Annotated in this window: 23 protein-coding genes and 1 tRNA gene; 15 read left to right on the forward strand and 9 right to left on the reverse strand. The window is 64.7% G+C overall.

What is annotated here, in order from left to right; all coding sequences use genetic code 11:
• Nucleotides 1-231 precede the first annotated feature (231 nt).
• Together JV18_RS0108075 and JV18_RS0108080 are read left to right on the forward strand one after the other, a co-directional pair.
• Nucleotides 232-981 (forward strand): 16S rRNA (uracil(1498)-N(3))-methyltransferase, encoded by a 750-nt coding sequence (locus JV18_RS0108075; protein WP_033075119.1) that lies wholly within the window; start codon nucleotides 232-234, stop codon nucleotides 979-981.
• A gap of 188 nt (nucleotides 982-1,169) precedes the next feature.
• Nucleotides 1,170-2,543, forward strand: coding sequence for a glutamate--cysteine ligase (locus JV18_RS0108080; RefSeq protein ID WP_033074105.1), 1,374 nt, complete (start codon nucleotides 1,170-1,172; stop codon nucleotides 2,541-2,543).
• Nucleotides 2,544-2,687: 144 nt separating this feature from the next.
• On the opposite strand, the gene JV18_RS0108085 is transcribed toward JV18_RS0108080, so the two are convergent.
• Complete coding sequence (locus JV18_RS0108085; RefSeq protein ID WP_033074106.1) at nucleotides 2,688-3,377, reverse strand: OmpA family protein; 690 nt, start codon at nucleotides 3,375-3,377, stop codon at nucleotides 2,688-2,690.
• Between the two features lie 215 nt (nucleotides 3,378-3,592).
• Between JV18_RS0108085 and JV18_RS0108090 the strand changes: the two genes are divergently transcribed.
• Nucleotides 3,593-4,915, forward strand: coding sequence for a hemolysin family protein (locus JV18_RS0108090; protein WP_033074107.1), 1,323 nt, complete (start codon nucleotides 3,593-3,595; stop codon nucleotides 4,913-4,915).
• Nucleotides 4,916-4,944: 29 nt separating this feature from the next.
• On the opposite strand, the gene JV18_RS14665 is transcribed toward JV18_RS0108090, so the two are convergent.
• Nucleotides 4,945-5,823 (reverse strand): MarR family transcriptional regulator, encoded by an 879-nt coding sequence (locus JV18_RS14665; RefSeq protein ID WP_160174185.1) that lies wholly within the window; start codon nucleotides 5,821-5,823, stop codon nucleotides 4,945-4,947.
• A gap of 383 nt (nucleotides 5,824-6,206) precedes the next feature.
• Here JV18_RS14665 and JV18_RS0108100 point away from each other — a divergent pair, with 383 nt between their 5' ends.
• The 6 genes from JV18_RS0108100 to JV18_RS0108125 all read left to right on the forward strand — a co-directional run bounded on the left by JV18_RS0108100 (nucleotide 6,207) and on the right by JV18_RS0108125 (nucleotide 10,359).
• Nucleotides 6,207-6,785, forward strand: a complete 579-nt coding sequence (locus JV18_RS0108100; RefSeq protein WP_081944741.1) for a thermonuclease family protein — start codon at nucleotides 6,207-6,209, stop codon at nucleotides 6,783-6,785.
• A 401-nt stretch (nucleotides 6,786-7,186) separates the two neighbouring features.
• Nucleotides 7,187-7,564: a fluoride efflux transporter CrcB gene (crcB, locus tag JV18_RS0108105; RefSeq protein WP_033074109.1), complete on the forward strand. Its 378-nt coding sequence runs from the start codon at nucleotides 7,187-7,189 to the stop codon at nucleotides 7,562-7,564.
• Entirely contained in the window at nucleotides 7,561-8,802 is a 1,242-nt protein-coding gene (locus JV18_RS0108110) for an RluA family pseudouridine synthase (protein ID WP_081944742.1), read from the forward strand. The genes crcB and JV18_RS0108110 overlap by 4 nt, the downstream gene beginning before the upstream one ends.
• Nucleotides 8,802-9,422 (forward strand): FMN-binding negative transcriptional regulator, encoded by a 621-nt coding sequence (locus JV18_RS0108115; protein ID WP_033074110.1) that lies wholly within the window; start codon nucleotides 8,802-8,804, stop codon nucleotides 9,420-9,422. The genes JV18_RS0108110 and JV18_RS0108115 overlap by 1 nt, the downstream gene beginning before the upstream one ends.
• On the forward strand, nucleotides 9,419-9,673 hold the full coding sequence (locus JV18_RS0108120; protein WP_052071827.1) for a hypothetical protein: 255 nt from the start codon (nucleotides 9,419-9,421) through the stop codon (nucleotides 9,671-9,673). Before JV18_RS0108115 ends, JV18_RS0108120 begins: the two co-directional genes overlap by 4 nt.
• Complete coding sequence (locus JV18_RS0108125; protein ID WP_033074111.1) at nucleotides 9,670-10,359, forward strand: ATP12 family chaperone protein; 690 nt, start codon at nucleotides 9,670-9,672, stop codon at nucleotides 10,357-10,359. Before JV18_RS0108120 ends, JV18_RS0108125 begins: the two co-directional genes overlap by 4 nt.
• Before the next feature lie 80 nt (nucleotides 10,360-10,439).
• Here JV18_RS0108125 and JV18_RS0108130 read toward each other — a convergent pair whose 3' ends face one another.
• Genes JV18_RS0108130 through JV18_RS0108140 form a run of 3 tightly spaced genes read right to left on the reverse strand, consistent with a single transcriptional unit; the run spans nucleotide 10,440 to nucleotide 13,394 of the window.
• Nucleotides 10,440-11,243: a crotonase/enoyl-CoA hydratase family protein gene (locus JV18_RS0108130; protein ID WP_033074112.1), complete on the reverse strand. Its 804-nt coding sequence runs from the start codon at nucleotides 11,241-11,243 to the stop codon at nucleotides 10,440-10,442.
• Entirely contained in the window at nucleotides 11,240-11,860 is a 621-nt protein-coding gene (locus JV18_RS0108135) for a 2-hydroxychromene-2-carboxylate isomerase (RefSeq protein WP_033074113.1), read from the reverse strand. The genes JV18_RS0108130 and JV18_RS0108135 overlap by 4 nt, the downstream gene beginning before the upstream one ends.
• Nucleotide 11,861: 1 nt before the next feature.
• A complete protein-coding gene (locus tag JV18_RS0108140; RefSeq protein ID WP_033074114.1) occupies nucleotides 11,862-13,394 on the reverse strand; it encodes an acyl-CoA synthetase in 1,533 nt (510 codons plus the stop codon).
• Between the two features lie 130 nt (nucleotides 13,395-13,524).
• Here JV18_RS0108140 and JV18_RS0108145 point away from each other — a divergent pair, with 130 nt between their 5' ends.
• Nucleotides 13,525-15,054: a class I adenylate-forming enzyme family protein gene (locus JV18_RS0108145; RefSeq protein ID WP_033074115.1), complete on the forward strand. Its 1,530-nt coding sequence runs from the start codon at nucleotides 13,525-13,527 to the stop codon at nucleotides 15,052-15,054.
• Here JV18_RS0108145 and JV18_RS0108150 read toward each other — a convergent pair.
• Nucleotides 15,045-16,004 carry a phytoene/squalene synthase family protein gene (locus JV18_RS0108150; RefSeq protein WP_052071828.1) on the reverse strand — a complete coding sequence of 320 codons (960 nt, stop codon included), beginning with the start codon at nucleotides 16,002-16,004 and terminating at the stop codon, nucleotides 15,045-15,047. The genes JV18_RS0108145 and JV18_RS0108150 overlap by 10 nt on opposite strands.
• Nucleotides 16,004-16,585, reverse strand: a complete 582-nt coding sequence (locus JV18_RS0108155; RefSeq protein ID WP_033074116.1) for a TIGR00730 family Rossman fold protein — start codon at nucleotides 16,583-16,585, stop codon at nucleotides 16,004-16,006. Before JV18_RS0108155 ends, JV18_RS0108150 begins: the two co-directional genes overlap by 1 nt.
• Before the next feature lie 119 nt (nucleotides 16,586-16,704).
• Between JV18_RS0108155 and lnt the strand changes: the two genes are divergently transcribed.
• The 5 genes from lnt (at nucleotide 16,705) to JV18_RS0108180 (ending at nucleotide 21,698) form a co-directional block, all read left to right on the forward strand.
• Nucleotides 16,705-18,312 (forward strand): apolipoprotein N-acyltransferase, encoded by a 1,608-nt coding sequence (gene lnt, locus JV18_RS0108160; protein ID WP_033074117.1) that lies wholly within the window; start codon nucleotides 16,705-16,707, stop codon nucleotides 18,310-18,312.
• Nucleotides 18,313-18,361: 49 nt separating this feature from the next.
• A complete protein-coding gene (gene metK, locus JV18_RS0108165; RefSeq protein ID WP_033074118.1) occupies nucleotides 18,362-19,588 on the forward strand; it encodes a methionine adenosyltransferase in 1,227 nt (408 codons plus the stop codon).
• An 82-nt stretch (nucleotides 19,589-19,670) separates the two neighbouring features.
• A complete protein-coding gene (gene trmB, locus JV18_RS0108170) occupies nucleotides 19,671-20,390 on the forward strand; it encodes a tRNA (guanine(46)-N(7))-methyltransferase TrmB (RefSeq protein WP_033075124.1) in 720 nt (239 codons plus the stop codon).
• Between the two features lie 40 nt (nucleotides 20,391-20,430).
• Nucleotides 20,431-21,117, forward strand: a complete 687-nt coding sequence (gene gntA / locus JV18_RS0108175; RefSeq protein ID WP_033074119.1) for a guanitoxin biosynthesis heme-dependent pre-guanitoxin N-hydroxylase GntA — start codon at nucleotides 20,431-20,433, stop codon at nucleotides 21,115-21,117.
• Nucleotides 21,114-21,698, forward strand: coding sequence for a DUF1989 domain-containing protein (locus JV18_RS0108180; protein WP_033074120.1), 585 nt, complete (start codon nucleotides 21,114-21,116; stop codon nucleotides 21,696-21,698). Before gntA ends, JV18_RS0108180 begins: the two co-directional genes overlap by 4 nt.
• 25 nt (nucleotides 21,699-21,723) lie before the next feature.
• On the opposite strand, the gene JV18_RS0108185 is transcribed toward JV18_RS0108180, so the two are convergent.
• Both JV18_RS0108185 and JV18_RS0108190 read right to left on the reverse strand, forming a co-directional pair.
• Nucleotides 21,724-21,798, reverse strand: a tRNA-Gln gene (locus JV18_RS0108185).
• A gap of 70 nt (nucleotides 21,799-21,868) precedes the next feature.
• Entirely contained in the window at nucleotides 21,869-22,954 is a 1,086-nt protein-coding gene (locus JV18_RS0108190) for a branched-chain amino acid aminotransferase (RefSeq protein ID WP_200879079.1), read from the reverse strand.
• Nucleotides 22,955-23,004 lie beyond the last annotated feature (50 nt).

Here is a 23,004-nt window from a genome sequence, read left to right on the forward strand (position 1 = left end):
ATATGGCTGCTGAAGGTCCCTCGCATGGTCACAAAACCCCCTTGCGCCCTGTCGCACGGATCGCGAAAAAGACGCGACCGGCGGCATGACCTAAGGCCGGTCTGCTTACCAAAATGCTAATTGCCTCCCGCTGCGCCCGCTTTGCAGCCGCTGAACTGCGTCATTTTGAAACAGCGCGGCGGGTGCGCTATGGCCGGTGCAAGCGCGCGTCGCTTCTGCTATCGCCGCGCCATGCCTGCCACTCCCGCCTGGCCGCCCGCCAGCACGCCCCGCCTGTTCATCGACCAGCCGCTCGCCCCCGATGCCGAGGCGGTGGTGGAGGGGGCGGCGGCCCATTACCTCATTAACGTCATGCGGCTGAAGCCCGGCGCGCCGCTGCTCCTCTTTGACAATCGCAGCGGCGAATGGCTGGCTTCGCTGGTGGAGGGGAGCCGGAAATCGGCCCGCCTGCACGTGGAACGGCAGATGCGCGCGCTGGAACAAGTGCCCGACCTTTGGCTCTGTTTCGCGCCGGTGAAAAAGGCGCGGCTCGACTGGATCATCGAAAAGGCGACCGAACTTGGCGTCAGCCGCCTGCAGCCCGTGATCACCGACCGCACCATCGTCGAGCGCGTGAAGCAGGAAAGGCTGGAGGCGCAGATTATCGAGGCGTGCGAACAATGCGGGCGCACCGCGCTGCCCGCCCTCGGCGAGCCGGTGAAACTCGCCGCGCTGCTGGAGGAATGGCCACAGACGCGCAAATTGCTGTTCGCCGATGAGGCGGGCGGCGCGCCGATGGCCAGCCTCGATGCCCTCCCGCCCGCGGCGATCCTGACCGGCCCCGAAGGCGGCTTTACCGACCGCGAGCGCGCGCTGCTGATCGAGCATCCTGCGGTGCGCCGCATGGCGCTCGGCCCCCGCATCCTGCGCGCCGAAACCGCCGCCATCGCCGCCATCGCGCAATGGATGGGACAGGCGGGCGATTGGGGGGACGGGGCCTAGCTACCTCGTCCTTGCGAGGAGCCCGGCCTTGCCGGGGGACGAAGCAATCTGTTGCTATCGGCCATGCAGGAACGCCCGCTGGAGATTGCTTCGCCAGCGCGCAATGACAAGGGGGATATTCGCGCCGTCCAGCCAAGATTGATGCGTTGCCAATTGCAATTTTCTCCCGGCCCCCTACTTCCCCTTCCATGAGCACGCGGACGGTCTCGGATCAGGACGATCCTTTCATCGAAAATCCGGGCCAATTGGCCGCCCCCATGATCAAGGGCGAAAAGCCGCGCGAGCGATGGCGCATCGGCACCGAGCATGAAAAATTCGTCTATCGGGTCAGCGATCATCGCGCGCCCAGCTATGACGAGCCGGGCGGTATCCATGATCTGCTGATGGCGCTGACGCGCTTTGGCTGGGAACCGGTGCTCGAAGGCGGGAAGGTCATCGCGCTGTCGGGAAGCGACGGGACGATCAGCCTCGAACCCGCAGGCCAGCTCGAACTGTCGGGCGCGCCGCTGGAGAATCTGCACCAGACCTGCGCCGAGACGGGGCGCCATTTGAAGCAGGTGAAGGAAGTTGGCGCCGAACTCGGCCTTGGCTTTCTGGGGCTGGGCATGTGGCCCGACAAGCGCCGGGACGAACTGCCGGTCATGCCCAAGGGACGCTATGGCATCATGCTCGACCATATGCCGCGCGTGGGCAATCTGGGCCTCGACATGATGCTGCGAACCTGCACCATCCAGACCAACCTCGACTATGGGTCAGAGGCGGATATGGTGCAGAAATTCCGCGTGAGCCTGGCTTTGCAGCCGCTGGCGACCGCATTGTTCGCTTCCTCGCCCTTTACCGAGGGCAAGCCCAATGGCTATTTTTCCTATCGCAGCCATATCTGGACCGACACCGATCCCGCGCGCACCGGTATGTTGCCTTTCGTCTTTGACGAAGGGTTCGGCTATGAACGCTATGTCGACTATATGCTCGATGTGCCGATGTATTTCGTGTTCCGCGACGGGCGCTATATCAATGCCGCGGGGCAGAGTTTCCGCGATTTCATGAAGGGCGAACTGCCTGCGCTGCCGGGCGAATTGCCGCGTCTGTCGGACTGGAACGATCATCTTTCGACCGCCTTTCCCGAAGTGCGGCTGAAAAGCTTTCTGGAAATGCGCGGCGCCGATGGCGGCCCGTGGAACCGCATTTGCGCGCTGCCCGCGCTGTGGGTCGGGCTGCTTTATGACCAAGGCGCGCTCGATGCCGCGTGGGATATCGTCAAGAACTGGACGATCGAGGAACAGCAGGCGCTGCGCGATGCGGTGCCGCGCGAGGGGCTGTGCGCGCCCGCGCCGGGCGGCGGCACGATCCGCGATCTGGCCGGGCCGGTGCTCGACATTGCGGCGGCGGGGCTCGCGGCGCGCGGCGAGGTCAATTCGATGGGCGACAATGAAGTCGGCTTCCTTGAGCCGCTGCGCCAGATCGTCAAAAGCGGCAAATCGCCCGCAGACGACCTGCTCGACCGCTATCATGGCGCGTGGAAGGGCGATTTCTGCCCGCTATATGAAGAATTGAGCTTTTAAAGATCATCTCACCGGCTCGCTCCCCCTTCCGGCCTCCCCGCGGGCAGTAAGCTATGGGAGGCCGGGAGGGGGAGCGGGCCGGTGCCGCAAAAAGAAAGGGCGCCGCCCTTTCAGGCAGCGCCCCTTTTTCAGCCGTCCGGCGCCTTAGCGCGCGGCGGCGACGTCGGATTGCGTCACCGGGGTGATGCGGATTTCGACGCGGCGGTTGCAGCGATAATCGGCTTCGGTGCGTTCCGGCGTACATTTCAGCTGCGATTCGCCATAGCCGAGCGTTGCCATGCGCGCGCGCTGCACCCCGCGACCCGCCAGATAATCGGCAACCGAAACCGCGCGGCGTTCGGACAGGCCCTGGTTATAGCTGTCGCTGCCGGTCGAATCGGTATGCCCATAAATGTCGATATAGGTGCTGGGATATTCGGCGAGCGTTGCGGCGACATTGTCGAGCACGCCGCGGAACTGCGAGCTGACCATCGCGCTATTGTGATCGAAGGTCACATCGCCCGGCATGTTCAGCACCAGCTCGTCGCCCTGACGGTCGACGTCAATGCCCGTGCCGGCGGTGCGTTCGCGCAGCTTCTTTTCCTGCTGATCCATATAATAGCCGGCGCCCGCGCCCGCGATGGCACCGATGCCCGCGCCGACGATTTCCTCGGTCCGGCTGTTCTTGCCGCCGATCAGGTCGCCGAGCAGATAGCCGCCCAGTGCGCCGCCGACACCCCCGATGGCGGCCTTGGAAATCTTGCGCTCGCCTGTCACCGGATCGGTAACGCAGCCCGTCAGTGTCACGGCGCCCACGGTGGCGAGGGCCACCAGCTTGATGCTGTTCATGTTCATTGGATCGCTCCCTTATTTCAGGCCACACGTCGCCTGTTGCGACGGTCGCCTCGCACAGCGATAACATATCCCGCGCCATCTGGTTCCAAAAACTGGCTAAAGCGCAAAATGATGAACATGGGCGGGGCCATTGTGAGCCCATGGCATTTCGCCTATAGGGACAGCATGAACGAAGCTGAGAGGGGCTGGGCGCCACCGCGCCGGACAAATATACGATGACCCCATTTCCCTGGGGCGATGTCGCCATCATCGCGATCCTCGTCCTTCTCAATGGCGTTTTTGCCATGTCCGAACTGGCCATTGTGTCGGCGCGCGACCCCCGGCTGCAAGCCGCGGAAAAGCGCGGTAGCCGCGGCGCCCGTATCGCCCGCCAGCTTGCCGCCGATCCGGGGCGATTCCTGTCAACCGTTCAGGTCGGCATCACCCTGATCGGCATTCTGGCCGGTGCCTATTCGGGCGCCAGCCTGGGCGGACCGGTCGGCGAACGGCTGCAAAGCTGGTTCGGCCTTGATCCGCAAACGGCGAACACCGCCGGTTTCGCGGTGGTAATCGCACTCACCACCTATGCCTCGCTGATTGCGGGCGAGCTGGTGCCCAAGCAATTTGCCCTGCGCGCGCCCGAAGCCATCGCCAGCGTCGTCGCGCCGATCATGTTCTGGCTGTCGCGCGTTGCGGCGCCGCTGGTCTGGTTGCTCGATACCAGTTCCGCACTGGTGTTCCGCCTGATGGGCCTCAAACGCGAATCCGAAGACCGGGTGACGGCCGAGGAATTGCACCTGATCGTCGCCGAAGCGTCGAAATCGGGGGTGATTGAGGAAAGCGAACGCGCGATCATCTCGGGCGTGGTGCGCCTCGCCGACCGGCCGGTGCGCGAGGTGATGACCCCGCGCAAGGATGTCGACTGGATCAATATCGCCGCCGATGCCGATGCGGTGCGCGCCAAGCTGCTGGAAACCCCGCACACCCGCCTGCCCGTCGCGCGCGGTTCGGTCGATGACATCGTCGGCATTGTGCAATCGCGCGACATTGCCGCTGCCCTGTTTCGCGGCGAAACGCTCGACCTTGAAAAGCTCACGCGCCCGGCAAAGGTCATCCACGACCAGATTGACGCAATGGATGCGCTCGAAAGCCTGCGCGCCGCCGAAGTGCCGATGCTGCTGGTCCATGATGAATATGGCCATTTCGAAGGGTTGGTGACCCCCGCCGACCTCATGTCCGCAATTGCGGGCGAATTCGCCTCCGACCAGGATATCGGCAGCGAACCGTTCGTCACCGAGCGCGAGGACGGCAGCTTGCTGATCGCGGGGTCGATGCCCGCCGACCAGATGGCCGACCGGCTGGGGATCGAACTCGACGATGATCGCGACTATGCCACCGCCGCCGGCCATGCGCTCGCCATTTTGAAGCATCTTCCGACCGAGGGCGAAAGCTTCATCGACCGCGGCTGGCGCTTTGAAATCGTCGATATGGACGGGCGCAAGATCGACAAGCTGCTCGTCAGCCAGCATTCACGCGCCGAAAGCGAAGCGACCGCCTGACGCGCGCCGCGCGGGCGCCCGCCCCCCGGTCACTCCTCCAGCGCGTCGAAATAGCGGCCCATTGAATCAAACGCGCCTTGCGCCAGCGCGATGAAGATGCGCCGCCCGTCATGCGGATCGGCCTCGCGCAGGAAAAGCCCCGCGTCGGTCATCGTCTTGATCCAGCGCAGCGCGGTTGTCGCAGGCACCGCCGCCGCGATGCACAGGCTCGACACCGAAACCGGCTGTTTTTCCAGCCGCGCCGCATATAGGTCGAGCAGCATGTCCCAGGCGGGATCGGCGAACATGTCGGCGGGGAAATATTGCTCGCGCATCCGCCGCTGTCGCAGCAATCGGCGCACCTGTTTCGCGCGCTGCCGCTCGAAATTCCCGTCGTCCGCTGTCAGCGCCCCCGGCATTCCCCGAAAGCTGCGCCCCGGCGCCTGGACCTGCGCCAGCGGGTCGGGCCGCGCCCTGTCGGCGCCCAGCCCGTCATATCCCGGCAAGCCGCTTTCGCGCGCGGTCAATTGCCCCAGAAAGCGGGAAATGCGCGCCACTTCCTCCTGCAGCCGGTCGATCCGTTCCATGGCCGTGTCGCGCGCAATATCATGCAGGACCAGCCGCCGGTCGGGCTGCGCCGAAACCAGCGCCGCGAGCCGCTCCGCCGCGGTCGGATCGACAAGCCATTGCACCGGCCTGTCGGCAGGCAGCATGGCCATCATCCGGTCCAGCCCGGCCAGCGAGGTTTCGCAGACGAGGCCGCATGTCCCCGCATCGGCAAAGTCCGCAATGGCGGAAAGCAGCCCCTCCTCCACCTTGTCGTCCGTGCGGAGCCAGATGATGTCGAGCCGCACCATCGCACGCATATGATCGACCGCCTGCGCGGGCGGAAGGGCCGCGGCGAGCCGGGCGCCGGGCAATTTTTCCATAAAGGAAAAGTTTGCGGGATCGCCAATTCCCAGAATTACGGCTTCAAATTGTCGATCGCTCCCAAATTGGAAGTAATAATCAAGGCCAGCCCCGCCGCCTTCCACTTCATTCTGATTACAAAGCGTCCCGTCATATTGCGTCATATGCCCTGCCCTTTGTTACTCCGTCTCGGCGTCCTTATGCCGTCACTTCGGCCCCATCATTCTTTTCTTCGGTCCTATTTGCCGTCAAAGCGGAGTGAGCCACCCCTTGTCAGAAAAGACGATGGGACAAGGCCGGGGAGAATTTGGTCCGATTTGGACATTATTTACTCTGACCGTCAACCATCTTTCCGCCATCACCTCGCTTGCCAATGAGCATTTGAGCGGGCAGTCATAGGGACATGACGAACCGCCCACCTTCCTTGTGGCGCGTGAAATGGCGTCGGCGGCTGCGGTCGCTGATCTCATTGATATTGCTGGCGGGCATTGCCTATGCCGCCTGGGTCTGGGCGCCTGCGCCGCCGACCAAAGTCCCGCTGGTCCATGTAATCGACGGCGACAGCCTGGAAGTGCGCGAGGGCGAGGAGGCGCTGACCTTGCGCCTGATCGGCGTGGACGCGGTGGAATATCGCCAGACCTGCAAGCGCGCGAGCGGCGCCCCATGGGATTGCGGCAAGGAGGCGCGCACCGCGCTCGTCAAAATGGCGGGCAAGGGACCGCTGAGCTGCGACCTGCGCGCGCGCGACCATTATCAGCGCACCCTTGCCACCTGTCGCACCGCCCCCGCGCCCGACGGCATCGACCTTGCCGCCGAAATGGTGCGCGCGGGCTGGGGCGTCGCGAACAGCGACGATTATCGCTATGAAGAGGTGGAAGCACGCGAGGCCAAGCGCGGCATATGGCAGGGCACGTTCGACCGCCCCGACTATTGGCGCACCACGAACCGGCAGACCGAAACCCCGCCGCCCGGCGGCTGGTGAAGCGCAAGGCCCCCGGCGTTTGGGGATAAGCGCGGAGACGGGGAGAAGCCGTGCCGCGATGCGGATTTCTTTTGGCGAGATGGACCCCGGATCAAGTCCGGGGTGACGAAGCAGTTAGGCGGCGGCGACCAATATCTGATTATTTAGCGCGGAGGCCGCAGAGAACGCAGAGATGGGCGATGTCTCTCCCCACATACACACCGTCATTGCGAGGCGCCCGGATGCAATCCGGGGGGCGAAGCAATCTCCTGCTATAGGCCTTGCATGGACGCCCGCTGGGGATTGCTTCTTCCCCGCTTTCGCCGGGGCTCGCAATGACTTTACGGGGAAGGGGGAAGGAGGCCGCAGCTTCCTTTCCGCAATACTAGGCGCTGCGCGATTTTACCGCTAGGGCAAGGGGCATGAACAGCCTGATTTTCGTGATGCTGGGCGGCGCGGTGGGCGCGGGGCTGCGCCATTTGCTGGGCCAGGCGATGCTGGCGCGGCTGGGGCCGGGCTTTCCCTGGTGGACTTTGACCGCGAATATTGTAGGCAGCCTGGCGATGGGCCTGCTGATCGGTTGGCTCGCACGGCAAGGCGGCAGCGATGGCGCGCGGCTGTTCCTGGGGGTCGGGCTGCTTGGCGGCTTCACCACCTTTTCTTCTTTCAGTATGGAATTCTGGATGCTTTTCGAACGCGGTCAGGCCGCTCAGTCGCTGATCTATGCGCTGGCGTCGCTCGTCGGCGCGCTTCTTGCCTGTGCGCTGGGCCTTTATATCATGCGGCAGGTGCCGGCATGAGCGGGAAGGACAAGATGATGGGCGCGATCGACGCGAAGGACAGCGCCACCATCGGCGAAGAGGATGACGGCATCCGCCTCGACCGCTGGTTCAAACGGCATCGCCCCGGCACCCCCCATGCGCTGCTCGCGCGCTGGGCGCGATCGGGCCAACTGACGCTTGATGGGCAAAAGGCCGATGTGTCCGACCGCATTGTTGCGGGGCAAAAGCTCGCCATGCCGACGCCCCCCGCCCCGGCGACCCCGCGCCCCGCGCGCAAGGACCGCCCGCTGACCGACGCCGATATCGCCCTCGCCGAATCGATGCTGATCCACCGCGACGCGGCGGCGCTGGTGATCAACAAGCTGCCCGGCCTTGCGACGCAGGGCGGGACCAAGACCGACGCCCATGTCGATGGCCTGCTCGACGCGCTGAAATATGATGCGCCCGTCCGGCCCAAGCTCGTTCACCGGCTCGACAAGGATACGTCGGGCGCGCTGCTCATCGCGCGCACCCCGCGCGCCGCGGCCTGGTTCGCCAAGGCCTTTTCGAACCGCAGCGCGCGCAAAACCTATTGGGCGATTGTCGTCGGTGTTCCCGATATCGCGCAGGGGGAGATTGACCTGCCGCTCGCCAAACAGCCGGGTTCAGGGGGCGAGAAAATGCACGTCCATGACGATGGCCTGCCCTCCAAAACCCGCTATCGCATCATCGAACGTGCCGGCAACAGTGCGGCATGGGTCGAACTGCAGCCGCTCACGGGGCGCACCCACCAGCTTCGCGTCCATATGGCGGCGATCGGCCATCCGATTGTCGGCGACGGCAAATATGGCGGCAAATCCGCCTTCCTCACCGGCACGATCAGCCGCAAGCTGCACCTGCACAGCCGGCGCCTTCGGATCGATCATCCCGATGGCGGCGCGCTCGATGTTTCGGCCGACCTGCCCGACCATTTCGCTGCCAGCCTTGATGCGCTGGGCTTTGACCCGCTGCTCGGCGAGGTCCTCACCGAAGAGGAGCCGCGCACCCCGCCCAAAGCCGCCGAAAAGGCCAGAGCAAAGGCCCATGCCAAACAGGTACGCAAGGCGCGGCGCGGCGAGCGGCGCACGCGCAGCACCACGCCGTCGGCAACGCTGAAAAAGGCGCCGCGCAAAGGGAAAAGCACGGGCAAGCCCGTCGCCCGGGGCAGCGGCCCCGCCTCGCCCGGCGGCGCGCGCAAACCGGGGACGCGGGGTCCTGCCCCAAGAAAGCCGCGCTGATGCATCCCAATCCCGCTTTCCGCCCCGCGCAGGATGATCTTGCCCCGCTGATCGTGCGCGAAATCGGCTTTGCCGCGATTTTCGCCGCGACCCCCGACGGGCCGCGCGTCGCCCATGCCCCGGTGGTGCTGAGCGAGGATGCGAAACGGCTGCAATTTCATCTGGCGCGCGGCAATGGGCTGACCCGCCATCTCGATGGGCAGACGGCGCTGGTGGTTGTGCAGGGTCCCGACGCCTATGTCAGCCCCGGCTGGTATCAGGACGCCGATCAGGTGCCGACCTGGAATTATGTCGCGGTCGAGATGGAAGGCCCGGCGCGCAAGATGGACGATGAGGCGCTCGTCACCCAGATTGACGCCCTGTCCGCGACGCATGAAGCGCGCATCGGCGCGACCCCGCCCTGGACGCGCGACAAGATGGATGCGAAAAAATTTCAGCAGATGACGCGCGCGATCATCGGCTTTGAAGTGGAAGTTGCCGCGTGGCGCACCACGGTCAAATTATCGCAGAACAAGCCCGAGGGCGAACGCGAGCGCGTCGCCGCCGGGCTGGATGCAACCGGCCATGGCGCGCTCGCCCGCTTGATGCGCCATCTGGGCGGCGATAGGGGGGCGGCATGATGACCGCTGAGGACAGACTGGCCCGCAAACGCTATTTCGCGCTCAGCCTGATGCGGATTGTCGGCGCGCTGCTGGTCATGATCGGCTTCGTGCTCATTCGCGGCGGGTTTGAACTGGCGGGGCAGCCCGCCGACCGCTGGATCGGCACCGCCATCGTTCTGCTCGGCGCCTTTGATTTCGCGGTCATGCCGCGCATTCTGGCGCGCCGCTGGCGCTCGCCGCAATCGACCCCGCCGCCGCCACAGCCATGAAGCGTTTCTGGAAGGAAGCCGCCGCCGTTCCGCAGGACGGCGACTGGGGGGTCACGCTCGACGGGCGGCCGGTTCGTACCCCGGCGCGCGCGCCGCTGCGGGTCGAAAGCCGCGCACTCGCCGACGCGCTCGCCGCCGAATGGACGGCACAGGGCGAAGATATCGACCCCGCCTCCATGCCGCTGACCGGTCTCGCCAATGCCGCGCTCGATCTTGCCGCGCCTGACCCCGCCGCCTTTGCCCGGCCGATCGCTGCTTATGCGCAAAGCGACCTCTTCTGTTATCGCGACGACCGCGATTCCGCGCTCCAGGCCGAACAGGCGGCGGCGTGGAACCCCCTGCTCGCCTGGGCCGAGACGCGGCACGGCGTCGAATTTGCGCTGGCGCAGGGCGTGCTTCCCATCGACCAGCCCGCCGCGACGGTCGCGGCGCTGGAACGCGCCGTTCACGCCCTCGACCCCTTTCGCCTCGCCGCCCTCGCGCCGATCGTTACCATTGGCGGATCGCTGGTGGGCGGGCTGGCGCTGATCGACCGGGCCTTTGACGCCCACGCCCTGTGGCAGGCGGTGTGCCTCGACGAGCTTTATCAGGAACGTCGCTGGGGCGCCGACAGCGAAGCCCAAAAGGCGCGCGCGCGCCGCGAGGCCGACTGGCACCATGCCGCGCGCTTTCTGGATCTGCTCTAAAGCCCTGCAGCGCCGGTAGAAGCGGGTTACGCTTCATCCCGGGCCATGTTGCGTGGCACTTTCGCAAACTTGTGTGCTGCTTAATCGGCGAAGTTCGGCTTGCGCTTTTGCATATGCGCCATCACCGCCTCCATCTGATTGGGGGTGCGGATGACCTTGACCTGCTCATCGCTTTCGGCCTGCAAAATCTCGGCATCGCTTGCATCGGCCAGCATGTTGCACAGCCGCTTGGCGCCGCGAATGGCGTGCGGGTTCTTGTTCGCGATCGTCCGCGCCAGATCCATCGCATGCGCCAGCGGATCGTCGGACACATGGGTGGCAAAACCCAATATCTTCGCCTCTGACCCCGTAAACTCGCGATTGGTATAGATCATTTCGCGCAGCACATCGTCGGCGACCTGCGTGCGCCACAGCGCCATGCCCGCGACATCGGGAACGAGGCCCCAGCGCATTTCCATGATCGCGACGCGCGTGTCGGGATGGACAATGCGAATATCGGCGGCGGCCATGATCTGGCTACCCGCGCCAAAGGCGACGCCATGCACCGCCGCGATGACCGGAACGGGAATTTCGCGCCAGCCCCAGGCGGCATATTGGGCATTGTTCGCAATCCCCTTGGTGCGGTCGGACAGGCTGCCCCCCGCGCTGCTCGCGCCCGGATCGCGATCGGCGGAGAGGCTGGAAAGGTCGAGCCCGGCGCAAAAGGCGCGTCCCTCGCCCGACAGCACAACGACCCGCAGGCCTTCCATGGCCTTGAGGGTGTCGACCGCCTCGATCAGCGCTTCCCACATGGCGGGGTCGAGCGCGTTCAGCTTGTCGGCGCGGATCAGCCGAACGTCGGCAATGCCATCGTCCAGCATCGTGATCGAAATACGGTCCTTCATGGGAGAGTCCTTTCCAGCGCCGCTTCGACGAGCGGCAATTGGTCATTGCCAAAATACATATCCGCGCCATCGACGAAAATCGTCGGCGATCCATAGCCGCCGCGCGCGACCAATTCCTCTGTATTGGCGCGCAGCCGAGCCTTCACGGCATCGCTGACCGCCGCCTGAGCCACCGCCGCGCCGTCGAGGCCTGCCCGGTCGGCAACGGCGATCAGGACGGCGGGATCGTCGAGATTTTCCTGCGCGCCGAAATAGGCGTCAAAGGCGCCGCGCGCGAACAACGCGAGCGCCGCCTGATCCTCCTCCAGCGCGCAGCAAAAGCGCATCGCGGCGACGCTTTTCGCCGGATGCCACCGCGAGGGGAAATTCATCGGCACATCGGCCAGCCGCGCCCAATCCTTCAATATCTTCCAGCTATGCTCGAGCTTGCGATTGTCGGCCTGTTCGCGGGCCGCATAGACGGCGGGATTGACCGCGTTGAACACCCCGCCGACCAGGATCGGGCGATAGCGCACCGCCGCCCCCGTCCGCTGAAGCACCACGGGGAGGTTGTGAAAGGCGAGGCAGGTCCAGGGCGAGGAAAGGTCGAAGAAAAATTCGACGCGCGCGGCGGTCATATCAAGCCCCCACTTTTGCCTTTTCCCAATAACGGTCGCGCAGCAGCCTTTTGTAAAGCTTGCCCGTATCATGGCGCGGCAGCGCATCGGTGAAGTCGATGCGGCGCGGGATTTTCACCCCCGACAATTTTTCGCGCGCAAAGGCGATCAGCTCATCCCGAAATTCATCGGTGGCATCAGCCATATCGGCCAGCTGGACGACCGCGATCACTTCCTCGCCCATTTCCTCATGCGGGCCGCCGACCACCGCGACATCGGCCACTTTGGGATGGGTGACGAGGTGGTTTTCAATCTCCTGCGGATAGATATTCACCCCGCCCGAAATGATCATGAAGCTTTTGCGATCGGTGAGGTAAAGAAAGCCGTCGGCATCGACCTTTCCGACATCGCCCAGCGTCGTCCACCCCCTTGAATTGCGGCTCGCCGCCGTTTTTTCGGGGTCGTCATGATATTCGAAACTATGCTCGCTTTCGAAAAAGACGATCCCCTCCTCGCCCACGGGAAGCTCGGTTTCCTTGTCATCGGCCATGATATGCACCGCGCCGTTAAGCGGACGCCCGACCGTGCCCTGGTGCGAGAGCCAGTCGGCGCTGGAGGCAAAGGTCATCCCATTGCCCTCTGACCCCGCATAATATTCGAGCAGGACCGGACCCCACCAGTCGATCATCGCCTGCTTGACCGGAATCGGGCAGGGCGCAGCCGCGTGGATCGCGCCCTTCATCGACGACACATCATATTGGGCGCGCACCGCCTCGGGCAGTTTCAGCATGCGGACGAAATGGGTCGGCACGAATTGCGCGCTGTTGCAGCGATATTTTTCAATCGCCGCCAGCGCCCCTTCGGGATCGAATTTCTTCATCAGGACAACGGTGCCGCCCAGCCGCTGCACCGTCATCGACCAGCGCAGCGGCGCGGCGTGATAAAGCGGCGCGGGCGACAGATAAATGCTGTCGGGGCCAATGCCAAAGGCCATGCCGGCAAGCATGACCAGCTTGTTCGGCGCGTCGATCTCAGGCTCTTCGGGAAGCGGCACCTTCACCCCCTTGGGCCGCCCGGTGGTGCCGGAGGAATAGAGCATATCGACCCCGGCGCGTTCATCGGCAATGCGTTCAGCCGGCATGGCGGCGAGCGCCTCTTCGATCCGCGGCCAGCCCGGAATGTCCCCGCCCATCGAGAAACGCTCGATCTGCGTCTGCAGCGCCTGCGCGGCGGGCGCGAGGCTGGCCGAGACGATCAGCAGCTTTGCGCCCGAATTTTCGAGAATATAGTCGGTTTCATCCTGCGTCAGCCGCGAGGAAATGCAGACATAGCGCAGCCCCGCGCGCTGCGCGCCCCAGGTCAGCCCATAATAATGGGGCGTATTGTCGAGCATGAAAGCGACGACATCCTCATGCCCCAGCCCATATTTGCGGAAAAGCTGCGCCGCGCGGTTGGAGGCCGCGTCCATTTCGCCAAAGCTAATCGTCTCGCCCGTTTCGGCGACGATGACGGCGGGTTTGTCGGGGTGCGTGGCGGCGTGGACGGAAGGGTGCATCGGTCATCTTCTCCGGGATTATCGCTTTTCTTGTTTCCCAGATGAGTAGCGAGTTGAAACTTTTGGTCAAGCAGCCTGGCTCGACCCGCTGCCCGATTGCGCCCGGCCGATGCTGTGCTAACCCAAGGGCATGACTGCTCTGGAACTGCTCGACCGCGACTTCGCCACCCTGTCCGACCTGGTTCGCGCCCATGCCGCCGAACGCCCCGATGCCGTAGCGGCGGCCGATCCCGACCGGCGGCTAAGCTGGGCCGAACTCGATGCGCTGGCCGACCGAATCGCGGCACGCTTGCAGGCCGAGGGGCTGACAAAAGGCGAATGCACCGCCATTGCCGGGCTGAACAGCGTCGAGCAGATTGCGGTGATTTTGGGCACGCTGCGCGCCGGCTGCGTCGCCGGGCTGATCACCAACAGTGCGACGGGCGCGCAAATGGCGGCGATGATCGCCGATACGGGCGCGCGCCACCTGTTTCTGGACAGCGCCGCCGCCGCAAGCCTGGAGGGGCAGGCGGTTGCCGCGCCGCAGCGCATCGCAATGGATGACAGCGATGCGGGCGAGGCGCTGGGCCAATGGATGGCGCCCGAAGGCAGCGCCCCCACGCCCGTCCAAATCGCGCCCGAAGACGGGTTCAACATCATCTATTCATCGGGGACGACGGGCACGCCCAAGGGCATTGTCCAGAGCCATGGGATGCGGTGGCAGCATATTATTCGCGGTGCCCCTGCCTATGGCCCCGCCGCGGTGACGATCCTGTCGACGCCGCTTTATTCGAACACGACGATGGCGAGTTTCATGCCGACCCTGGGGTCGGGCGGGCGCGTGGTGCTGATGAAGAAATTTGACGCGCGGGGCTTTCTGGAACTGGCCGAGCGCGAGCGGGCGACCAATACGATGCTGGTGCCCGTGCAATATCGGCGCATCATGGCGCTGGAGGACTTCGGCCGGTTCGACCTGTCGAGCTTTGTGATGAAATATTGCACCTCGGCGCCCTTTCCCGCCGCGCTGAAGGCTGACATATTGAAGCGCTGGCCCGGCGGGCTCGTTGAAATTTACGGGATGACCGAAGGCGGCGCGGCCTTTTTGCTGGAAGCACACAAATATCCGGACAAGCTGCATACGGTGGGCCAGCCCGCGCCGGGGCATGTGGCGAAGATCATCGACGAGGGTGGCAAGGAATTGCCGCAGGGCGAAGTCGGCGAAGTGGTCGGGCGCAGTCCGGCCATGATGACGGGATATAATAACCGGCCCGACGCGACCAAGGCGATGCACTGGCGCGACGGCGAGGGGCATCTTTATTACCGCCATGGCGATATTGGCCGCTTTGACGAGGATGGTTTCCTGACGCTGATGGACCGCGCCAAGGATATGATCATATCGGGCGGGTTCAACATCTATCCCAGCGATCTGGAGGCGATTTTGCAGGCCGATGCGCGGGTGATCGAGGCAGCGGTCGTGGGTATGCCAAGCGAGGAATGGGGCGAGACGCCGGTGGCCTTTGTCGTGCTGACGCCCGGCGCCGACGCCGAAAGCGTGCGCGCCGACTGTAATGCCAAGGTCGGCAAGACGCAGCGGCTGAGCGCGATCAAGGCCGTTTCCGAATTGCCGCGCAGCCCGATCGGCAAGGTGCTGAAGCGCGAGCTGCGCGATGCCTATGCCTGATCCGCGCGGGGGCGGGTCCACAATCCTTCGCGGTTGATCCGCCGCTGCGGCGGACGGCGGAGCACCGACCAGCCCGCGCGTGCCACCCAGCCGAGCTTGGCAAAAAAGGAGGTGCGGGCGCGGTGGTCCCACGCATGATCGCCGCGCGCGCGCACCTCGCGGGCGATATCGCCATAAATGCCCGTCGCGGCGAGCACCGCCCAGCGGCTGCGCGGTGGCAGCTTGCGCGCGCCCCAGCGCGCCGAGGCTTCATATTCCTCCGCCATTTCAGCGAGCCAGCGCGCCATCACCGACAGGCGCGGGCGAAAGGCGGGGTGCATATGCTGCCCCGGCGGAATGTCGAGCTCGACCATCCATTCGACGGGCAGATAGCAGCGGTCGGCGGCGGCATCCTCCGCGACATCGCGGGCGATATTCGAAAGCTGAAAGGCGATGCCAAGGTCGCTCGCCCGGTCGAGGGTGCGCTCGTCATCGGGGTCGATCCCCATCACCAGCGCCATGGCCACCCCGACCGCCCCCGCGACATGATAGCAATAAAGCAGCAGATCATCCTCGCTGCGCGGGCGCCATTCATCGACGTCGAGCGCAAAGCCCGCGATGATATCGTCGATGAGGCCGCGCGGAATCGCGACCTGTTCGAGCAGCAGGCCCAGCGCGTCAAAGGCCGCCTCCCCCGTCGGGCGGCCCGCATAGGCGGCATCGGTGAGCGCGCGCACCCGCGCGAGCGCTGCCTGGGGGTCATGGTCGTCGGTGGCCATGGCGCCGCCATGATCCTGCCCGTCGATCAGATCGTCGGAGGCGCGGCACCAGGCATAGAGGAGCCAGACACGTTCGCGCGTTTCGCGATCGAAGAGCTGGCTGGCGAGGGCGAAGCTTTTCGATCCCTGGGCAATGCTGTCATAGGCAAAGCCGTGCAGATCATGCGCTTCATATCCCCCCGGCGAGCGCATCAGAGATCGTCGGCCTTCATCGCAAAGATCGGTTCATGCGGTTCATAGGCCGCCATCTTGTCGAGCAATTCGTCGAGCCCCGCATCGACGATCATGATCCCTGCATGGGCGGGGCGGACAAAGCCAACCTCGATCATATGGCGGTTGAAGGCGATGAGATCATTGTAGAAGCCCGCTGCGTTGAGCAGGCCCACGGGCTTGGCATGATAGCCAAGCTGCGCCCAGCTGATCGCTTCCCACAGCTCGTCCATCGTGCCGGTGCCGCCGGGAATGGTGAGGAAGCCGTCGGACAGGTCGGTGAACATCTTCTTGCGTTCGTGCATCCCCGAAACAATGTGCAATTCGGTGCAGCCGCGGTGCGCGACTTCGGTGCCGACGAGCGCTTCGGGAATCACCCCGATCACCTCACCGCCTGCTTCCAGCGCCGAATCGGCCACGGCGCCCATCAGCCCAAGGCGCCCGCCGCCATAGACGACGCCAATGCCGCGTTCCGCCAAGGTGCGGCCGACATGGCGAGCGGTTTCAATATAGACAGGATCTTCGGGGGTCGCGGACCCACAGTACACAGCAAGTTTTTTCATTCCCCTCCCTTACCCGCGGACCCGGCGCAAAGTCGAGATGGAGCGGACGCCCGCTTTTGCCCCGAAGCCGCTGTCATTGATCCTGATCATTGTGAGCGATGATTGCGGCGGCTAAGACGATGCCCGTGACCGCGCCCCTTACCCGCTTCGCCGCCCTTGCCGCCCGCTGGCCCAAAATGCTGGCCTTTGCGCTCGGCCTTGTCTCCGCGACCGGCTTTGCGCCGCTGGGCCTCTGGCCGCTGACGCTGCTGGCGCTTGCGGGGTGGATGGGGATGGTGGCGCACAGCGGGGGCGGATGGCGCGCGCTGGGGCTGGGCTGGTGTTTTGGGCTGGGGCATTTTCTCCTCAGCCTCAACTGGATTGCGACGGCCTTTACTTATCAGGCGGCGATGCCGGCGTGGCTCGGCTGGGTGGCGGTGCTGCTGCTTGCCCTTTATCTTGCGCTTTTTCCGGCGCTGGCCGCCTGGGGCGCGTGGATGGTCGAACGGCGGCTGGGCGCGCGCGAACTGGCCCCGGCGCCGATGGTCAGCGCGCCTTTTGTGCTCGCCTTTGCAGGGGTGTGGAGCCTTTCGGAATGGCTGCGAAGCTGGCTTTTCACCGGCTTTGCCTGGAACCCGCTGAGCGTCATCAACCTGCCCGCGAGCGCGCCGGTGATATGGGTGGGAAGCTATGGTGCATCGGCGCTCGTCATCCTGTTTGCCGGGGCGCTGTTGCTGCTCGCCCTTCGCCGCTTTCGCCTCGCCGCGGCCTTTGCGCTGGCGCCGGGGCTGATTGTTGCGCTCGCCATGCTGACCGTTCACCACCAAGGGGCGCTGGCCAGGAGCGAGGATCGCCCTGCCCCGACCCGCATCACCCTCGTCCAGCCCAATATCGGGCAGGAAGACAAGTGGGAGGGGGACAAGGCCGCCGCCAATTTCGAAAAGCTGGCGCGGCTGACGCAGCCCATCGACGACCAGCCGCGGCTGATCCTGTGGCCCGAGGCGGCGATCCCCGACTATCTGGAGAGCGGATATCCGCTTTATTATTATGATCATGCCCCCGCCTTTGCGCGCGCGCGGCTCGCGGCGCTGATGAACCCCGGCGACCGGATGCTGCTCGGCGCGCTGCGGCTGGAATTTGATGCGAAGGGCGAGGCGGTGGGCGCGCGCAACGCGGTGCTGAGCGTCGATGCGAGCGGCAAGCTGGGGCCGCATTATGACAAGGCGCATCTGGTGCCCTATGGCGAATATCTGCCGCTGCGGCCGATATTGTCGGCGCTGGGGCTGTCGCGGCTCGCCCCCGGCGACATTGATTTCTGGCCCGGCCCCGGGCCGCGCTCGATCCGCCTGGGCGATTTGGGGCGGGTCGGCCTGCAAATTTGTTACGAGATCATCTTTTCAGGCCAGGTGGTCGACCGGGCGAACCGCCCCGATTTTATCTTCAACCCGTCCAACGACGCCTGGTTCGGCGCGTGGGGGCCGCCGCAGCATCTGGCGCAGGCGCGGCTGCGCGCGCTGGAAGAGGGACTGCCGGTCATCCGTTCGACCCCGACCGGAATCAGCGCGGTGATCGCCGCTGACGGACGCATCGCCGCCTCCATCCCCATGCACCGCGCAGGGAGGATCGATACCGAAGTGCCGCCGCCCCACGCCCCGACGCTGTTCGCGCGTTTCGGCAATGGGCTGGCGGTCGGATTTGCGCTCGCCCTCCTCGCGCTGGCCATTGCCATGCGCGCGCGCCGACGCTAACAGAGCGTCACATAAACTTTTCTTTATATCACTTCAAAGAAAGTCTTTCATGCGCAACAGCTTCCTCTTCACCTCCGAAAGCGTGTCCGAAGGGCATCCCGACAAGGTGGCGGACCAGATCAGCGATGCGATCGTCGACCTGTTCCTGTCGAAAGACCCCGAGGCGCGCGTCGCGTGCGAGACGATGACCACAACCCAGCTGGTTGTGCTGGCCGGCGAGATCCGTTGCAAGGGCGTCTATGAAAATGACGCCTGGGCCCCCGGCGCGCTGGATGAGATTGAAGCGACCGTCCGCAAGACGGTGAAGGAAATCGGCTATGAGCAGGAGGGTTTCCACTGGGAAAGCTTGCGCTTTGAAAATAATCTCCACGGCCAGTCGGCGCATATCGCCCAGGGCGTGGACGAAGCCGCGAACAAGGATGAGGGCGCAGGCGACCAGGGCATCATGTTCGGCTATGCCGCCGACGAAACGCCCGACCTGATGCCCGCAACGCTGGATTACAGCCACAAGATTCTGCAGCGCATGGCCGAAGATCGCAAATCGGGCAAAGCGCCTTTTCTGGAACCCGACGCCAAGAGTCAGGTCACGCTGCGCTATGCCAATGAGCATCCCGTCGAGGCGACGGCCATCGTCGTTTCGACCCAGCATGTGCCGGGATATTATTTCCACAATGGCGAAGGCGATGAAGCCAAATATGCGACGCTGCGCGATTATGTGAAAAGCGTCATCGCCGATGTGCTGCCCGCCGAACTGCTGACCGACAATACGGTCTATCACATCAACCCCACGGGCCGTTTCGAAATTGGCGGTCCCGATGGCGACGCCGGGCTGACGGGCCGCAAGATCATCGTCGACACCTATGGCGGCGCCAGCCCGCATGGCGGCGGCGCCTTCAGCGGCAAGGACCCGACCAAGGTCGACCGCTCGGCGGCCTATATCACCCGCTATCTGGCGAAGAATATCGTCGCCGCGGGACTGGCCCGCCGCTGCACGATCCAGCTGAGCTATGCCATTGGCGTCGCCGAACCGCTGTCGGTCTATGTCGACCTGCACGGCACGGCGGCGAATGGCGCAAGCGAAGCTGCGCTGGAACAATTGCTGCCGCAACTGGTGCGCCTGACGCCCAAGGGCATTCGCACGCATCTGGGCCTCAACAAGCCCATTTATCGCCAGACCGCCGCCTATGGCCATTTCGGGCGCCAGTCGAACGGCGATGCTTTCCCCTGGGAACGCACCGATCTGGTCGACAAGCTGAAGGCGGCTTTTCCGGGCTGAGGCGGCCCCGCCGCCTGCCGGGACGGCAAATGATCAAAGCGGGGGCTTTCGCCGCGCGGTGCTGCGCGCTAACGCCCGCGCCATGACTGCTTATAAATCCGGCGACCCGACGACGCTCAACCGCCTTTATGGCCGTTCCAAGGGCAAACCGCTGCGCGCGGGCCAGCAGGAGCTGGTCGACCAGCTTTTGCCGCAAATTGCCGTGCCCGCCGACGGCAAGGTCAGCGCGGCGCGGCTGTTCGGCGAAGACCGGCCGCTGCATTTCGAAATCGGCTTTGGCGGCGGCGAGCATATGGCGGGGCGCGCCGACATGCTGCCCGATCATGGCTTCATCGGCGCCGAACCCTTTATCAACGGGGTCGCACAGGCGCTCGTCCATGTCAGCGGCGATCATGGCGCGCATCCGCCGCTCGCCAATGTGCGCATTCATCATGGCGACGCGCTGGAGGTGCTGCGGCGCATTCCCGATCATGCGCTGAGCTTTGCCTATCTGCTTCACCCCGACCCCTGGCCCAAGGCGCGCCATGCCAAGCGGCGGATGATGAATGACGGCCCGCTCGACCTGATCGCCGCCAAGCTCAAACCCGGCGGCGAATTTCGCTTTGGCACCGACCATCCCGTCTATCTGGAACATGCGCTGATGGTGATGCGGCGTCACCGCCACCAGTTTGAATGGCTCGCTGAAACCGCCGATGATTTCCTGACCCGCCCCCCCGGCTGGCCCGAAACCCGCTATGAAGCCAAGGCCCGGCGGCAGGGGCATGAGGTCTGGTATTTTCGCTATCGGCGCCGGGCTGATTAGGAGCAGGGAGCCATTTGGGATGATGTTCGTTGCCTAGGGCATGAACGCTGATCCTGCTAACCCGGCCTCGCGCCATGGCGACATTTTTGAAGATTTTATCCGCTCGGCGGATTTTCCCTGTGTCGGCGCAAAATCAGCGCTGGCGCGGGGGCAGCTGAAAATATTGCCCGCCGCCGATATCCGAAGCGCGTGGAACGATCTGGAGATCCACCGCGAGCTGATCGACTGGGCCGCCGATTATCGCGCCAATAAGAACGGATTTCGCAGTCTGGCGGTGTTGTTCGACGGGCCGATCGACCTTGATGAAGAGGAATTTGAGCGGGCGCTGTGGAATCGGGTGCAATCGCTCGCGGACAAGGATAGCTGGAAGGGCATAGGCTATGACCCCCGCGTATCCGCTAACCCCGATGACCCGCATTTTTCGCTGAGTTTCGGGGGCGAGGCCTTTTTCGTCGTCGGGCTGCATCCCCGGGCATCGCGGCCGGCGCGGCGCTTTGAACGGCCCGTGCTGGTCTTCAACCTGCATGACCAGTTTGAGCAGCTGCGCGAAGAAGGGCGCTATGAAAAGATGCGCCGGACGATTTTGGAGCGCGACGAGCAACTCGCGGGAAGCATCAATCCGATGCTGGCGCGCCACGGCGATTCGAGCGAGGCCATTCAATATAGCGGGCGCCGCATCGACGGCGACTGGACCTGTCCCTTTCACGACCCGAGGGCCGCATCATGACCCATCGCATTGCGCCGCGCAGCGGCACCGCCTTCATCCTGAAAAAAGGCGAGACGCTGCGCGTTACCGATCCCGAAGGCGGGCAGGTCAGCGACCTCCTCGCCTTTTCTGCGGCCGATCCCAAGGAGGTGGTCTCCAACGGGCGCACCTTTGATTATGAAGAGACGATCCGGCTGACGGCGGGGCACCGCCTCTGGTCCAACCGGTCGAACCCGATGCTGGAAATTGTCGAGGATGGCGTCGGCCAGCATGATTTTCTGCTGACACCGTGCAGCGAGGCGACCTTCCGGCATTTCTATCCCGATCAGCCCGTGCATCGCGGCTGTTTCGGCAATCTGGCCGAAGCGCTGGCGCCTTATGGCATCGAAGCCGATGCCATCCCCGTCGCCTTTAACCTGTTCATGAATGTCCCGGTGGCGCCCGATGGCGCGATCAAGGTGATTGCGCCGACGACCAAGGCGGGGGACTTCATCCGCCTGCGCGCACTCACCGACCTCATCATCGGCCTGACCGCCTGCTCTGCCTATGATAGCTGCGGCGGGACCTTCAAGCCGATTGATTATGTGATTGAAAGCGCCTGAAACGGCGCCGCACTTCGGACCGGACTGGCTGGGGCGGCAGGATTCGAACCTGCGCATGGCGGTACCAAAAACCGCTGCCTTACCGCTTGGCTACGCCCCAATGCCGGTGCGCGCGCTCCTATACAGGCGGCGCGCAATTGGCAAGCCGCTTAGCGCGACATTCAGCCCCCTTAAAGGCGGGTGACCCAGCCATAGGGATCGGCGGCGCGGCCGCGCTGGATGTCGACCAGCCGGTCCTTGAGCATGCCCGTTACCTGCCCCGGCCCGCCCGCGCCGATGGTGAAGCTGGTGTCGCCGCGCGTCACCTTGCCGACCGGGGTGACCACAGCGGCGGTGCCGCAGGCAAAACTTTCGGTAAGGCGGCCGCTTTCCGCATCCGCCTGCCACTGGTCGATGGCATAGGGTTCCTCGCGCACCGTCAGCCCGGCGTCACGCGCCAGCGTCATCAGCGCATCGCGGGTGATGCCCGGCAGGATGCTGCCGGTGAGCGGCGGGGTGATGATGCTGCCGTCGTCAAAGACGAAGAACATGTTCATGCCGCCCAGCTCCTCGATCCAGCGGCGTTCGGCGGCGTCGAGGAAGACGACCTGATCATGCCCCTTGGCAATCGCCTGGCTCTGCGCGATCAGGCTGGCGGCATAATTGCCGCCGCATTTGGCGGCGCCCGTTCCGCCCGGCGCCGCGCGGGTATAATCGTCCGATACCCAGAGCGAGACGGCGGGCGCGCCCGATTTGAAATAATTGCCGACGGGCGAGGCGATGACGAGGAAATGATATTCCGACGCGGGCTTCACCCCCAGAAACACCTCGCTCGCATACATGAAGGGGCGCAGATACAGCGCACCGCCCTCCACCGGGGGGAACCAGTGAGCGTCCACGGCGACGATCTGCTTTACCGCTTCGATGAACAATTGCTCGGGCAGTTCAGCCATCGCCATGCGGCGCGCGCTTTCGTTGAAGCGCGCGGCATTGGCCTCGACCCGGAACAGCGCCATCGACCCGTCGTCGAGGCGATAAGCCTTCAGCCCTTCGAAAATTTCCTGCGCATAATGGAGCACCGCCGTTGCCGGATCGAGCGAGAGCGGACCGCGCGGCATCACCTGGGCGTCGTGCCAGCCGCGATCCTCGCTATAGCGGATCGAGACCATATGATCGGTGAACACCCGCCCGAACACCGGATCGGCAATCGCCGCCGCCCGGACATCGTCCGCCATCGGGCTGGGGTGCGGCACATGGGCAAAAGCGGGAGCAGTCATCGATAAGCCTGTCATTCAAGGGTTGAGCAATACTGCGCCTCTTGCCAAAG

Source organism: Sphingopyxis sp. MWB1 (assembly GCF_000763945.1).
In the GTDB taxonomy this organism is placed as follows: Bacteria; Pseudomonadota; Alphaproteobacteria; order Sphingomonadales; family Sphingomonadaceae; genus Sphingopyxis.